The organism is Devosia epidermidihirudinis (genome assembly GCF_000971295.1).
Lineage (GTDB): Bacteria > Pseudomonadota > Alphaproteobacteria > Rhizobiales > Devosiaceae > Devosia > Devosia epidermidihirudinis.
In genome coordinates this window covers 77,082-92,213 of record NZ_LANJ01000012.1, presented here as the reverse complement: position 1 = coordinate 92,213, position 15,132 = coordinate 77,082, and the positions used below count along the sequence as shown (strand labels likewise).

Annotated in this window: 12 protein-coding genes; 8 read left to right on the top strand and 4 right to left on the bottom strand. The window is 61.0% G+C overall.

Annotation, left to right across the window (positions count from 1 at the left end):
- The first annotated feature begins 11 nt into the window (after positions 1-11).
- On the top strand, positions 12-488 hold the full coding sequence (locus tag WH87_RS07460) for a GNAT family N-acetyltransferase (protein WP_046140258.1): 477 nt from the start codon (positions 12-14) through the stop codon (positions 486-488).
- On the opposite strand, the gene WH87_RS07455 is transcribed toward WH87_RS07460, so the two are convergent.
- Together WH87_RS07455 and WH87_RS07450 are read right to left on the bottom strand one after the other, a co-directional pair.
- A complete protein-coding gene (locus WH87_RS07455; protein WP_156458149.1) occupies positions 485-1,636 on the bottom strand; it encodes a M23 family metallopeptidase in 1,152 nt (383 codons plus the stop codon). The two genes, WH87_RS07460 and WH87_RS07455, sit on opposite strands and share 4 nt — an antisense overlap.
- Positions 1,637-1,701: 65 nt before the next feature.
- Positions 1,702-2,190, bottom strand: coding sequence for a peroxiredoxin (locus WH87_RS07450; RefSeq protein WP_046140257.1), 489 nt, complete (start codon positions 2,188-2,190; stop codon positions 1,702-1,704).
- Positions 2,191-2,339: 149 nt separating this feature from the next.
- Between WH87_RS07450 and WH87_RS07445 the strand changes: the two genes are divergently transcribed.
- Complete coding sequence (locus tag WH87_RS07445; RefSeq protein WP_156458148.1) at positions 2,340-5,825, top strand: DUF3971 domain-containing protein; 3,486 nt, start codon at positions 2,340-2,342, stop codon at positions 5,823-5,825.
- 317 nt (positions 5,826-6,142) lie between these two features.
- Here the strand turns inward: WH87_RS07445 and tyrS are convergent, their stop codons facing one another.
- Positions 6,143-7,393 carry a tyrosine--tRNA ligase gene (tyrS, locus tag WH87_RS07440; RefSeq protein ID WP_046140255.1) on the bottom strand — a complete coding sequence of 417 codons (1,251 nt, stop codon included), beginning with the start codon at positions 7,391-7,393 and terminating at the stop codon, positions 6,143-6,145.
- Positions 7,394-7,526: 133 nt separating this feature from the next.
- On the bottom strand, positions 7,527-8,189 hold the full coding sequence (locus tag WH87_RS07435; protein WP_046140254.1) for an alpha/beta hydrolase: 663 nt from the start codon (positions 8,187-8,189) through the stop codon (positions 7,527-7,529).
- Between the two features lie 286 nt (positions 8,190-8,475).
- On the opposite strand from WH87_RS07435, the gene WH87_RS07430 reads away from it, so the two are divergent.
- The 6 genes from WH87_RS07430 (at position 8,476) to WH87_RS07405 (ending at position 15,100) form a co-directional block, all read left to right on the top strand.
- Entirely contained in the window at positions 8,476-9,606 is a 1,131-nt protein-coding gene (locus WH87_RS07430) for a cysteine desulfurase family protein (RefSeq protein ID WP_046140396.1), read from the top strand.
- A gap of 68 nt (positions 9,607-9,674) precedes the next feature.
- Positions 9,675-11,177, top strand: coding sequence for a Fe-S cluster assembly protein SufB (gene sufB / locus WH87_RS07425; protein ID WP_156458147.1), 1,503 nt, complete (start codon positions 9,675-9,677; stop codon positions 11,175-11,177).
- A 175-nt stretch (positions 11,178-11,352) separates the two neighbouring features.
- Positions 11,353-12,102, top strand: a complete 750-nt coding sequence (sufC, locus tag WH87_RS07420) for a Fe-S cluster assembly ATPase SufC (RefSeq protein WP_046140394.1) — start codon at positions 11,353-11,355, stop codon at positions 12,100-12,102.
- Between the two features lie 2 nt (positions 12,103-12,104).
- Entirely contained in the window at positions 12,105-13,316 is a 1,212-nt protein-coding gene (sufD, locus tag WH87_RS07415) for a Fe-S cluster assembly protein SufD (protein ID WP_046140253.1), read from the top strand.
- 155 nt (positions 13,317-13,471) lie between these two features.
- A complete protein-coding gene (locus WH87_RS07410) occupies positions 13,472-14,692 on the top strand; it encodes a cysteine desulfurase (protein WP_046140252.1) in 1,221 nt (406 codons plus the stop codon).
- Positions 14,693-14,722: 30 nt separating this feature from the next.
- A complete protein-coding gene (locus WH87_RS07405) occupies positions 14,723-15,100 on the top strand; it encodes an SUF system Fe-S cluster assembly protein (protein ID WP_046140393.1) in 378 nt (125 codons plus the stop codon).
- Positions 15,101-15,132: the final 32 nt, after the last annotated feature.

The window sequence follows — 15,132 nt, the reverse complement described above, 5'->3', positions numbered from 1 at the left end:
GAGCCTTTGGGATGCTTAGGCTCGTTGCTGCCACCGATGTTGATTTCGGTGCCATGGCGGCGGGCGAAGCGCCTGATGGCCTTAGTCTCCCTGCTGGTGGGCTGGAGGCTGTCGAGGTGATCGAGATGCTCCGTTTCTTGGCGCAGGTCACTCGATTGAAGATCGATCCAGCCGCTTGGATGATCGTATATGACGGTGAAGTGGTCGGGCTGTGCTCGATCACCAAGCCATTTTCAAAACCTGGTATGGTTGAGATCGGCTATGGTATTGCGCCGGAGCGCCGTGGTCGTGGCTTTGCCACCCAGGCTGTGCAAGCACTTATCGAGCTTCTGAGCTCGGACCGGCGTATTCACGTGGTTACTGCTGATACCGCTGTCGACAATTTGTCGTCGCAGGGTGTTCTGGAAAAGAACGGTTTTCTTCAAGTTGGTGGGCGGATCGATCCTGCAGACGGCGCTGTGATCAGCTGGCAGCTTGCTGTTCGCTAGCCCAACGCTGCCATCAAGCGCTTTCCAGCCGCAATAAACGCTTTTGGATCAATGGCGTTGTCAGCTTTGCGGACCTCAAAATGCAGGTGCGGGCCAGTTGAACGCCCCGTCGAGCCGACTTTGGCGATCGGGGTGCCAATGTTCACGGCCTGGCCGGTTTCGCTGAGGAAAGAGGACAGGTGCGCATAGCGCGACACCAGGCCGTTCGGATGGGTCACTTCCACCACATTGCCGTAGCCGGAGCGGGTGCCGACAAAGCTTACAATGCCTTTGCCCGCGCTCATCACGATAGAGCCGGTGGGGGCGGCGAAGTCGAGACCGGAGTGGAAGGCGCGTTTGCCGCTGAACGGGTCCATGCGGTTGCCGAAGCCCGAGCTCTGGCGGAAGTTGCCCGAGATGGGCATGTGGATCGGCGCGATTTCGAGACTTTCGCGGGCCGCCTTGTAGCGAACCAGCGCAGCCATCACCGCATTGGCGTCCTCGATCATCGGCGATGAGTCTGGCTCGTCGATTGCCGCCAGCAGCGGACCGCCAACGCCATCAAGTGCGCCGGGCAGCTCCACGCGAATGCCGAGGCCGGTGAGTTCAGACACAATGTTGTCCGTTCGGGCCGTGGCCGTTTCGGCAATGGCCGTCATCGCATATTGGGTTTCGCCCATCATCTGGGAGATGGCCGCAGCAGTCGCATCAATTTCGGCATTACCGCTGGCTATCGGGGCAAACATTGCCACGTCTTCGCCCGGGGGCGGGGTGATGGAGGCGGTGTCGATTCCGAGTGCGCCGGCCTTGTCGACCAACACCTTCACCAGCTGATGCTGTTCGCTCAGCACTTCCTGCTGCTGAGACAGTTCCTGCAGTTGCAGATTGATGTCGCCAGCCTGCGCATAGCTACGCGAGTGGAGGCGATCCACCTCGACGCGGAGCTGGGCGATGCGGTCCTCATAGGCCTGCACAACCTGTTCGTTTTGCCCGCTCATCAACCGCGCGATATCGGGTGAGAGCAGGAATGCGGTGCCAAGCAGACCATTGCCCGCCAGCAGAACCGAGAACATGCCGTAGAACAGAGCAGGGTGGATGCCGTGGCGCGTCCGTTTTCCGGCAGCGTTCAGTGACGGATCGGTCCGTCCAAAACTGGCTTGCTTACGCACGAGACATACCCCACGACGCCATCGATTATGGTGAGTGGAGTATGACGACCCATGGTTAATAAAGCCTATTTGGCTGGGTTATTGCCCACTTCAACCTCAAGCGCCTCAAGCATTTTCTGCGCGTGGCCGAGAATGCGGGTGGCCTTGATGATGCGCGCAATGCGGCCATCGGCGTCGATGATGAACGAGGTTCGGATCAGTCCCATGAACTCGCGGCCGTAGAGTTTTTTCAGCTTCCAGATGCCGAATGGCTCGATCGCCAGATGATCGGGATCGGCGGCCAGGGGCAGGGCGAGGCCATGCTTCGCGCGGAATTTCTGGTGCGTCTCGATGCTGTCGGGCGAAATGCCGACGAGTTTGGCGCCCAAAGCCTGAAACTGGCTCGCGCGCTCCGAGAATTCCCGGTTTTCGTCGGTGCAGCCGCCAGAATCGTCCTGCGGATAAAAGAACAACACCACCGGCTGCCCGCGATGGGCTGAGAGCTGGAAGGTCGTGCCATCGTCCAGCGGCAATGAAAAGTCTGGGGCGAGATCGCCTTCATTAAGGTCGGGCATGTTATGGCTTTCCCTAGGCTGTCGTGCATGACGCGAATAGTGGGTGTCGGTGCCATATTCCAGCCGGTATCATTGGGCAATAGACCGCAGTCTGCGGTTGATTCTGAGGAGCGCTCGAACATAGCGGCAAGGCCTCAATCAGGAAGTACGTGAGCGCATCAACCTTACCCGCGGACCCCACGGATGAGCCGAATGCGCCCCGCAAACGGCACCCCACCCGCCGCGCGGCCAAACTGGCCGTGTGGATTTTGGGCATTCCCTGTGTCCTGCTGGTTCTGCTCTATTTCGTGATGCTGATCACCCCCATTCGTCTGCCGTTTGGCAGCGAAATGGCCAGTGCCGTCGCCCGCTCCGCCTTACCGGAATCCAGTGATCTCGACCTGGGCAACATGGCCCTCGCGCTCGAAAACGGCGTCTGGCCCGTCATTCAGTTTTCTCCGGTCTCCCTGACAGATGCGAAGTCGGGCGCCAAGGTTGCCATAGATGCGCTGGAGGTTGGCTTTTCGCCTGCGCGCGCTCTGTTTGGCCAACCGGGCGCCACCGTCACCGTCGTCCGCCCGCACGTGCAGATCGTGCAGGATCTGTTCGGGCCGCGACCCACCAGCTTCGAAATGACCGAAGATGCCGAGGGCGGGCTGCCCACGCTCCGCGTTTTCGAGGGTGAGGATGCGTTTCCCGAAGTGCGCATCTCGGCCAATGGCGTGCAGATAGGCGATACCGGCCAACCGGTGCCCATGCGCTCGGACAATGACTGGCTGATCTTCAATCTGGAATCGGGCGAGCAGGGCATTGCCGATCTCGTCGATCAGGCAGCGCAGGGGCGCTTCTCCAAGCTCGTCGTGCGCGACGGAACCGTTGATATGAGCGACTCCGTCTACGGGCTCTATCGGCGCTTTGAAAAGATCAACGTCTCCATCGGCCCGTCGCCGGATCGACGCGACACCGATGGCACATTCTCGGCCACGCTGGGTGGCCGCACCATGACGGGTAGCCTTTCGCGCAAGATCGACGATGAGGGAGGCTCGCGGCTTCAGGCCGACGTGACCAATCTCGATTTTGCAGCGTTGCTGCCTTTTCTCGACGACCCCACCAGCACGGCCGCGGTGCGCGGCGCGGGGGCGCTGTCCATCGACGTTGGTTTCAGCGCCGGAGGCGGCAAGCTGTTGGGTGGGCGCTTCAAGATCGACCTCACCGGCCTCGATCTGAGGTTGGAAGATGCCTACTTCCCCATCGCCAGCTCGATCATGGACGTGGTGTGGACTCCCGAAAACGGCCAGTTCCGCCTGGAGGATTCCGCGATTCATATCGGGCAGACTTCCGCGCGCTTGTCCGGCATTTTCGCGCTTGGGCTCGATCCCAAGTTCGGCCCGACGATTGGGCTCAAGATCAACGCCAACAATGTATTCCTCCACCCCAACGACATGGCTGCGCCCGAGTTGCCGTTCGACAGCATGGAGTTCACCGGCTGGTCGGCGCCGCTTTATGGCGCCCTCGGCGTTGACCGTTTCGTTGCTCGCAAGGGTGATGCGACGGTTGAGGCAAAGGGCCGGGTGAACATGCTGCAGGCCGGTCTTGGTGTCGATCTGACGCTGATCGGGCAGGGTGTGGGCGCCGACGACGTCAAACGTCTCTGGCCCTATATGATGGGCACCGAGAGCCGCGACTGGTTCGTCGCCAATGTTACGGCGGGCACGGTCACCGACGCCCGGTTGCGGTTCAAATTCCCCGTTGGCTCCATGTCGCTTGGCGGCGAAGACAAGCCGATCCCGAATGGCGCGATGCAGATTGCCATGACTGGCACTGGCGTTGTGGTGAAGCCTACCGACAAGATGGCGCCCATCGCCATCGAGGGTGATACCAAGCTGGTGGTCAACGACACCACCGTTACCATTTCCGCTGGTGGCGGGCGCGTCGCGACCACGGCAGGTGACATCAAGGTGGCCAATCCGGCGCTGATCATCGACAATTCCGTGGTCAATGAAAGCATTGCCGAGCTTTCGGGCGATGTGTCGGGCTCCATTCCCGCCATGCTCGCCCTGGTCAAAGACCAACAGCCCGAGCTACTCGCTGGCACTAATCTGCCTGTCGATCTGACCGCGCTCACCGGTAGCGTCGAACTGGGCCTCGTTGCCACCCTCAAGCTGCCGGACGAGGAGCATGGCCGCGAGCTGCAGGTCGACTACGTGCTTAATGGCACGGTGAATGACTTTGCCAGCTCCAAGCCCATCCAGAACCGCAAGATCGGCAATGGCCAGCTGGCTTTCAGCGCTTCGCAGACCAGCTATCAGCTTGGCGGCACCGCCGAGATCGACGGCATGGCTGCCGAGGTCGAGATCACCGGTACACCCGAAACGGCTCCCGTGTTCAAGCTCGCTGCCACAGTCAGCGCCAGCGATCTGACGGCAATGGGTTTTGATGCCTCGCCCTATATGTCCGGCAAGGCGCGCTTTGTTGGCCAGCCGCTGTCCGATGGCTCCCTGCAGATTGCCATCGACCTCACGGATGCCAAGCTCACCATCAAGGATATCGGCGTCACCAAGGCCGCCGGTGTGCCAGGACGCCTGTCCGCGATCATCCGGCAAGCCGGGGACGAGACGGACCTGTCGAGCATCGATCTTGCCTTTGGTACTGTCCGAGCGGGCGGATCGGTCAAGTATCACACCAAGGATGGGTTGGTTGCTGCCAATTTCGATCGGTTTGGCCTGAGCGATGGGGACAATGCCCAACTGGCGCTCGCCCCGATCAATGGCGGCTTTGCCGTGCAGATTCGTGGCAGCCAGCTCGATCTCAAGCCGATGCTCGGTCGCTTCTTCAGCCTCGATGCCGGGGCCGGTGGGGTGCAGTCCTCGCTCAACCAGACGATCCAGCTCGATATCAAGCTGGATCGTGCTCTGGGCTACTACGCGACGACGGCCTTTAACTTCAATCTTGATCTGCTGCTGCGTGGCAGCGACATGCGGCGGGCGAACCTGACGGCGCAGTTCAGCGACGGCAATGCGGTCTCGGTGACCACCAATCCGTCCCCAACGGGGCGGACGCTCAGCGTCGCCTTCAATGATGCCGGCACCATCCTCCGCCTATTGGGCGTTTACTCACAACTCGCGGGCGGCACGGGTAGCCTCGTGCTCAACAGCAATACGGCCGCCAAGGTTGAGGCTGGCCAGCTGATCATGCGCAACTTCGCCATCGTTGATGAAGCCAATGTTGCGCAGGTGCTGGGCAATCACAAGGATTCCAGGGCCGCTATTGCCGCCCAGAACCGGCTGGATTTCGACATTGCCCAGGTGGATTTCATGAGGCGCTCGGATCGCGTGGAAGTCACCAACGCCATGGTCACCGGCGGCACCGTAGGTGGCACGCTGCGTGGCTTCATCTATACCGATCAGCGCCAGTACGACCTGACCGGCACCTATGTGCCGCTGTTTGGTCTCAACAGCGCCTTCCAGAAAATCCCGCTGCTCGGCCCGCTTCTTGGTGGCCGCGACGGCGAGGGCCTGGTCGGCGTCACCTTCGCCGTCACGGGCCCCCTGACCAAGCCCGATTTCAAGATCAACCCGCTGTCCGTGCTGCTGCCTGGTGCATTGCGCGAGCTGATGGAGTTCCGCGCCAAGGAACAGCCCCGGCCGAAGAGCTAAGGGCTGGGTATTTCGACCATCCGAGATCGTCACCTTCGCGCCTGATCCGAGGTTCTTGCAGCCATAGGGGAAACGCCCCCGGGTCAAGCCCGAGGGTGACGATCGGTGGGTTTGGCGCAAACTCCGCCCCACCACCAATGTCATCCCGGCGCAGGCCGGGATCCATGCTGAAGATCATCCTTGATCTGGATGTCTGCGTGGCACCACGGACTTGGATTCCGGCCTTCGCCGGAATGACGCGGTGGAAGTAACTGCACCCCAAACAAAAACGGCCCCCGGATCACTCCGGGGGCCGTCAATTTGCATATTTGCCAGTCTTATTCAGGCTTGATCAGCGCGTGGCGCTTCTTGCCGACTGACAGCTTGATAACGCCTTCGTCGAGCAGCGCGCTGTCTCCGATGGTGGCCTTGTCGTCATCCACAACCGTGTCGTTGACGCGCACGGCGCCGGACTGGATGTGACGGCGGGCTTCGCCATTGGAGGCCGCCAGGCCTGCGGTCACCAGCGCCGACAGAATGCCGATGCCGGCGTTGAGCTCGCCCGTGGTGACGGTCGCGGTTGGCAGCGACAGGTCGATCGAGCCGGCCTCAAACGTAGCCGAAGCGGTTGCCAGTGCCTGCTCGGCAGCGGCGCGGCCGTGCACGATGGCGGTGACTTCGGTCGCCAGCACCTTCTTGGCCTCATTGATCTCGTTGCCACCCAGCGCTTCCAGCTTGGCGATTTCGTCCAGCGGCAGGCGGGTGAAGATCTTGAGGAACTTGCCGACGTCGGCGTCTTCGGTGTTGCGGAAATACTGCCAGAAATCATAGGGGCTGAAGAGGTCGCCATTGAGCCAGACAGCGCCCGATGCGGACTTGCCCATCTTTTCGCCGGATGACTTGGTCAGCAAAGGCGTCGTCAGTGCATAGAGCTGCTCGCCGCCCATGCGGTGGTTGAGGTCCACACCATTGATGATGTTGCCCCACTGGTCCGACCCGCCCATTTGCAGAACCGTGCCATAGCGACGGTTCAGCTCGGTGAAGTCGTAGCCCTGCATGATCATGTAGTTGAATTCGAGGAAGCTCAGCGACTGCTCGCGGTCAAGGCGCAGTTTCACCGAATCGAAGCTCAGCATGCGGTTGACCGAGAAGTGGCGGCCTACGTCGCGCAGGAACTCGACATAGTTCAGCTTGAGCAGCCAATCGGCATTGTTGACCATGGTGGCTGGGTTGGAGCCGCCGTAGTTCAGGATGTTGCCGTAGACCTTCTTGATGCTCTCGATATTGGCGTCGATCTGCTCGACGGTCAGGAGCTTGCGCTGATCGTCGCGGAACGAGGGATCGCCGACCATGGAGGTGCCGCCGCCCATCAGGCTGATCGCCTTGTGGCCGGTTTCCTGCAGCCAGTAGAGCATGGTGACCGAGATCAGATTGCCGATATGGATGGACGTCGCTGTCGCGTCATAGCCGACATAGGCAGAGATCGGGCCCTTGAGGGCCAGGGCGTCGAGCCCCTCGGGGTCGGAAATCTGGTGGATGAAGCCGCGCTCATCGAGAACGCGCAGGAAGTCAGATTTGAATTTTGTCATTTCAAGACCAATGAGGCTGTTGAGACCGCATGGTGAGCTTGTCGAACCACGAGGTCGGTGCATGCGGGACCCCGTCCTTCGACAGGCTCAGGATGAGGTCCCTTCCAACGGATCGCGAAGCTGCGCTTGAAAACTAGCGCCCGCCGCCGGCGGCGATCTCGAGCCGGCGACGGTCGAGATATTCAGCGCAGGCGGTCGTCAGTTCATCGACCTTGCCTTCGTAGAAGTGGTTGGCGCCCTCGACGATCTGCTGCTCGATGGTGATACCCTTCTGGGTCTTGAGCTTGTCGACGAGCTTTTGCACCGACGCTGGCGGAGCCACGCGGTCTTTGTCGCCATGGATGATCAGGCCCGAGGACGGGCAGGGTGCCAGGAACGAAAAGTCATAGAGGTTTTCTGGTGGGGACACCGAGATGAAGCCTTCGACTTCGGGGCGGCGCATCAAGAGCTGCATGCCGATCCAGGCGCCGAACGAGAAGCCGGCGATCCAGCAGCCGCGCGATTCGCGGTTGATGACCTGCAGCCAATCGAGCGCGGCGGCCGCGTCGGAGAGTTCACCGATGCCGTGGTCGAACATGCCCTGGCTGCGGCCGACGCCGCGCGAGTTGAAGCGCAGCACAGCGAAGCCGCGCTCAGCGAACATGTAGAAGAGATTGTAGACGATCTGGTTGTTCATCGTCCCGCCAAACTGCGGGTGGGGATGCAATACGATGGCGATCGGAGCGTTTGGCTCCTTGCCTGGCTGGTAACGGCCTTCCAGACGGCCCTCGGGACCATTAAAAATCACTTCTGGCATGGGTCTGCTTTTCCGGCCACTTTTGGCTCTGTTGCGTGGTTTTCCCGGCCCGGTTGTGGCGGCGTTGCGGCTTGACTAAGCGCGCCTCGCTCCCTAAAACATGGGTCGAAATAACCAGTTTAGAATTATTCAAAACGGGTTTAGGCCGCGTAACGGCCTGCAAGTGCGCTCCTTGTAATGAAGTTGGGCGTCAAATTTCAAGAAGTGTTTGGTTCCAGGGACGCATCGGCGCCCAGAACTCGGCATGGAAGGTATGACCGGCACGCATGTGCCACATGGAAATACGATGACCAGAGCGGCGATCTATCTCGATCACAATGCCGCGTCCCCGCTTCTACCCGAAGCGCGGGCGGCGCTGGTGGCTGCGCTGGATCACGTCGGCAATCCTTCATCGGTGCATGGCCATGGCCGTGCATTGCGCAATCTCATCGATACTGCTCGCGGGCAGGTGGCGGCCCTGGCGGGCGCCGAACGCAAGCAGGTGGTCTTCACCGGGTCGGCTACCGAGGCGATCACCCAGGCGATCGTCGGCGGCGCAAAGGCCTTTGCGAGCAGTGCCATTGTTATCAGCGCCGGGGAACATGCAGCAGTTTCCAAGGCGGCTGAGGCGACTGGCTTGCCCATAGTGACTATCGGGCTTCTGCCCAATGGCTGCATTGATCTCGATCAACTGGCCAAGATAATTGCCGAGGCGGAGGGCAATCTGCTGGTTGCCCTGCATTGGGTGAACAATGAAACCGGCGTGGTGCAGCCCATCGGGCGCATCAACGCGCTTCTCGGGCCCACCCGTCACACCTTGTTCATGGATGCGGTGCAGGCGTTTGGCAAGCTGCCACTCGATTTTGCGGCCTCCGCACCCGATATGATGGCTGTGAGCGGCCACAAGATTGGCGCACCGGCCGGGATCGGCGCGCTGCTGGTCAAGGCTCACGCCGACACGGTTCGGCTCATACCCGGTGGTGGGCAGGAGCAGGGTAGGCGTGGCGGCACCGAGGCCGCGGCGTTGATTGCGGCGTTTGGCGCTGCTGCTGCGGCCATCGAAACGCGCTATGCCGAGGCCAATGTTGCTGGCCTCATCGCACGGCTCGAAGCGGCGCTATCGAGCGATGCTGTGGTGTTTGGCGAGAACCGGCTGGGCAATGTCACCAATTTTGCGGTGCCCGGCGTCAAGAATGCAACGGCGATGATGGGGCTGGACCTTTTGGGCCTCTCTGTGTCGTCGGGCTCGGCCTGCTCTTCGGGCAAGGTTGGGCCGAGCCACGTGCTGGCAGCCATGGGTGTATCGGCCGAGTTGGCCGAGTGTGCCCTGCGCGTCAGCCTGGGCTGGAATTCCACGGCGGCGGACGTTGATGCGTTCGTCGCTGGTTACCAATCGATCCTTGAGCGCCAGCGGGCGCGGCAAGGGCAGGCGGCTTAGGTCGCATTAGAGTTTTGACGGCTCGCGGCGACCTTGAATCGCCACCGGGCAAATAGGAGAAGCCGATCATGGCGGACTACGACGATATCCCGACGCTCAAGGAAAACATTGATCGCGCCACCGTGGACTCGGTGCGCTCGCTCGACGTGGACAAATACAAGTACGGTTTCGAGACCGATATCGAATCCGACATGGCTCCCAAGGGCCTGAGCGAAGATACCGTCCGGTTCATTTCCGCCAAGAAGAATGAGCCCCAGTGGATGCTGGACTGGCGCCTGGAAGCCTATGCGCGCTGGTTGACCATGACCGAGCCAAACTGGGCGAAGGTGCACTATCCCAAGATCGACCTTCAGGACATGTACTTCTACGCCGCGCCAAAATCGACGCCAGCGCCGACGAGCCTGGACGAAGTCGATCCTGAGCTGCTCAAGATGTATGATAAGCTCGGCATTCCGCTCAAGGAGCGCGAAATCCTGGCTGGCGTTGAGCGTCCCAAGGTTGCCGTCGACGCTGTGATGGACTCCGTGTCCGTGGTGACCACGTTCCGCGAGGAATTGTCCAAGGTCGGCATCATCTTCTGCTCGATCTCGGAAGCCATCCGCGAGTATCCCGAGCTGGTGCAGAAGTACCTGGCCTCGGTGGTGCCGGTTTCGGACAACTACTACGCAACGCTGAACTGCGCTGTCTTCACCGATGGCTCGTTCGTCTACATCCCCAAAGGCGTTCGCTGCCCGATGGAGCTGTCGACCTATTTCCGTATCAACGAGAAGAAGACCGGCCAGTTCGAGCGCACGCTCATCATCGCCGAAGCTGACTCATATGTGAGCTATCTCGAGGGCTGCACCGCCCCGATGCGCGACGAAAACCAGCTGCACGCGGCAGTGGTTGAGCTGGTTGCGCTCGAAAACGCCGAGATCAAGTACTCGACCGTCCAGAACTGGTATCCCGGCGACAAGGACGGCAAGGGCGGCATCTACAACTTTGTCACCAAGCGTGGCGATTGCCGTGGCGACAACTCCAAGATCTCCTGGACCCAGGTGGAAACCGGTTCGGCGATCACTTGGAAGTACCCGAGCTGCATCCTGCGTGGCGACGGCTCGCGCGGCGAGTTCTATTCCATCGCCATCTCGAACGGCTACCAGCAGGTCGATAGCGGCACCAAGATGATCCATCTGGGCAAGAACACGTCCAGCCGCATCATCGCCAAGGGCATCGCTGCCGGCTTCTCGGACAACACCTATCGCGGTCAGGTTTCTGCCCACGCCAAGGCCAAGAACGCCCGTAACTTCACCCAGTGCGACAGCCTGCTGATCGGTGACAAGTGCGGTGCCCACACCGTGCCTTACATCGAAAGCCGTAATGGTACGGCGGTGTTCGAGCACGAGGCCACCACGTCCAAGATCTCCGATGACCAGATGTTCTACTGCGCCCAGCGTGGTCTGGACGAGGAAGAGGCTGTGGCCCTGATCGTCAACGGCTTCGTCCGTGACGTGCTGCAGCACCTGCCGATGGAATTCATGGTCGAAACCCAGAAGCTGATCTCGATCAGCCTCGAAGGATCGGTCGGCTAGCCCGCATATCTGAGACCTCATGGTGAGCCTGTCGAACCACGAGGTCGGAACACACATCGAGCCACGACCACGTCCTTCGACACGCTCAGGATGAGGTCTACTGAAAGATCACCGCTCTGCTGGCGCTCAAAGCGACAAGAGCATCGAAATTGGAGACCGACTGATGACCACCCCAATCCTTGAAATCCGCAACCTGCACGCGCGCATTGAAGATCGTGAAATCCTCAAGGGCGTGAACCTGATCATTCCACCCGGCGAAGTGCACGCCGTGATGGGCCGTAACGGTTCGGGCAAGTCGACGCTGAGCTATGTGCTCGCCGGCAAGGAAGACTACGAAATCACAGACGGCGAAGTGCTGCTCGATGGCGAAAACCTGCTGGATATGGAGCCGCATGAGCGCGCTGCTGCTGGCCTGTTCCTGGCCTTCCAGTACCCGATCGAGATCCCCGGCGTTGCCACGATGACCTTCCTCAAGGCGGCCATCAATTCGCAGCGCAAGGCACGCGGCGAAGGTGAGCTGTCGACCCCGGATTTCATGCGCGCGGTCAAGACTGCTGGCACCGAGCTCAACATCGACACCGATATGCTCAAGCGTCCACTCAACGTCGGTTTCTCCGGCGGCGAGAAGAAGCGCGCCGAAGTGCTGCAGATGGCGCTGCTTCAGCCCAAGATGTGCATCCTCGATGAGACCGATTCAGGCCTCGATATCGATGCGCTGCAGGTCGTCTCCAAGGGCGTCAACGCTCTGCGCAATGGCAATCGCTCGATGCTCGTCATCACACACTATCAGCGCCTGCTGAACCACATCGTGCCCGACGTGGTGCATGTGTTCTCCGATGGCCGGATTGTTGAAAGCGGCGACAAGGACCTGGCACTTCAGCTCGAAGCCAAGGGCTATGCTGACTTCGACGGCGCGGCGGCCTGATCATGGCACTGACCGTTCCCGTCCGGCTCGGAACAGCCGAGAATACTCTGATCGAGCAGCTCAACTCTGTTGGCGCGGCGGCTGAAGCCGAGCGCATCACCGTTGCTGGCCTGCCCACCCGTCGCGTCGAGAGCTATCACTACACCGATCTCAAGATGCTGCTGAAGGCCATCCCTCCGCTGGCACAAGCCGCCAATGAAGCCAGCGCTCCGGCGCTGCGCATTGCTGGCGCGTATCAGCTGATGATCGCCAACGGCGTGGTTCAGGCCGCCTCGACGGCGCCTGCTGGCGTCATCGTCGGCAAGACCGCTGGTGGTGTGCTGTCGACCCGCGATGACGTGCTGGTGCATCTCAATGGTGCGCTCGCCAAGGAAAGCCTGACCCTGACGCTGGAAAACAGCGTTGACCCGGTGATCCAGATCGATCGCCGCATTGAAGGCGAAGCCGCTCACGCTGCTGACTCCGTCAAGATTTTCGTGGCCGATGGCGCTTCTGCCGTCATCCTTGAAACCTTCTCGGGTTCCGATGCGGCGCATGTCGGCAATCATGGCACCTATATGGCGCTCGGCAAGAATGCCGTTGTCACCCATGTCACCGTCGATCTGTCGTCGCGTTCGGCTGCGCACTTTGCCAGCAACGAGTACCATCTCGCCGATGGCGCAAAGCTGCGTACGCTGGTGATCCATGCCGGTGCCGGTCTCAGCCGCACGCAGGTGTTCCCGCGCTATGAAGGCGCCGGTGCTCATGGGGATATCACTGGCCTCAACCTCGTGTCCGATGGCCAGCACGCTGACATCACCATGGATGCCTTGCATGCTGTCCCCGGCACTACGTCCCAGCCGCTGTTCAAATCGATTGCCCGCGGTCGCGGTAAGTCGGTGGTGCAGGGCAAGCTGGTCGTGGCGCGCGATGCCCAGAAGACCGATGCCAAGTTCATGCATCAGGGCCTGATGCTGTCGGACGAAGCTGAAATCCTCAGCAAGCCCGAGCTCGAGATCTATGCCGATGACGTCGTTTGCGGTCATGGCTCGACCTGCGGCAAGCTCGATGAAGACAGCATGTTCTATCTGGAAAGCCGCGGCATTCCGACTGCCGAAGCCGAGACCATGCTGGTTCGTGGCTTCCTCGAGGAACTCGTCGACCCAATCGAAGACGAAGCCCTCGCCGAAGCCCTCCACGGCATAATCGACGGCTGGCTGCTGGCCGGGAAGTAATCTGGTGGGTGGGGCTACCCCACCCTCTATCCCTCCCCACAAGGGGGAGGGAAGTACGACTGCGAGAGCGGAGCCAGTGTCTAACGGCTCCTGCGTCTCCCTCCCCCTTGTGGGGAGGGATCAAGGGTGGGGGTTCTCTCCACAGGAACTGACCAATGACCTTCGACCTCGAAAAAGTCCGCGCTGATTTTCCGATCCTGTCCGAGCAGATCCATGGCCATCGCCTGGTTTATCTCGACAGCGGTGCCTCGGCGCAAAAGCCGGTGCAGGTGCTGGACCGGATGGATTATGCGTTCCGTCACGAATACGCCAACGTGCACCGGGGCCTGCATACGCTCGCCAATCGGGCGACCGAGGCCTACGAGGGGGGGCGCGAAGCGGCCCGCAAGTTCCTCAATGCCGGGCGCATCGAAGAGATCATCTTCACCAAATCCGCGACCGAGGCCATCAACCTCGTTGCGCAGTCGTTTGCCGGTCCACGCATCAGCGAGGGCGACGAAATCGTCACCACGATCATGGAGCATCACTCCAATATCGTGCCGTGGCACTTTCATCGCGAACGCAAGGGCGCGGTGATCAAGTGGGTCGACGTTCGCGACGACGGCAGCTTTGAACTCGACGCTTTCGAGGCCGCACTGACGGACCGCACGCGTATCGTTGCGGTTACGCATATGTCCAACGTTCTTGGCACTGTCACGCCGATCAAGCAGGTCATCGAGATCGCCCATGCGCGCGGCATTCCGGTGCTGATCGACGGCAGCCAGGGCGCCGTTCACACCAGCGTGGACGTGCAGGACCTGGACGCCGATTTCTACATCATGACCGGCCACAAGCTTTACGGCCCGACCGGCATTGGCGTCCTCTACGGCAAGTATGATCTGCTTGCCGAGATGCAGCCCTATCAGGGCGGCGGCGAGATGATCGACGTCGTCACCATGGACACCGTCACCTACAATCAGCCGCCGCATCGCTTTGAAGCGGGCACGCCGCCCATCGTTCAGGGTATCGGGCTGGGTGCGGCGCTCACCTATATGACCGAGCTCGGCCGCGACGCGATTGCCGCCCATGAACACGCCATTGCCGAATATGCGCAGGAACGCCTCAGCCGCATCAATTCGCTGCGCCTGATCGGCACGGCGCCGGGCAAGGGCGGGATTTTCTCGTTCGAGATCAAGGGCGCCCACGCCCACGACGTCTCGACCATTCTCGACCGCTACGGCATCGCCGTTCGTGCCGGGACACACTGCGCCATGCCGCTGCTTAAACGTTTCGGTGTCACCTCTACCTGCCGCGCCTCCTTCGCCCTATATAACGGCAAGGACGACGTGGACGCGCTGGTGGACGGCATCGAACGCGCCCAGAAATTTTTCGCGTAAGCGAGGACCACAATGACCGACGAATCCGAAATTGCCCCTGCGCCGACCATTCCAGAAAACCGCATCACGCCCACAGTGGGCGGCGGTCTTCCCGAGTCGGAAGTCGAGCGCATCACGAGCGACCTCATCGGCGCGCTCAAGACCGTCTATGACCCCGAAATCCCCGTCGATATCTATGAGCTTGGCCTGATCTACAAGGTTGACCTCGATGATGACCGGAACCTCGTCATCGACATGACGCTGACCGCGCCTGGTTGCCCTGTCGCCGGCGAAATGCCCGGCTGGGTCGAGAATGCGGCCCGCGCCGTCGAAGGCGTTCAGGACGTCACGGTCAATATGGTGTTCGATCCCCCTTGGGACGCGACCCGCATGAGCGAAGAAGCTCAAGTCGCGTTGAACTGGTGGTAAGTTCGGCTCCGACGCGCTATATATCGTGAAAC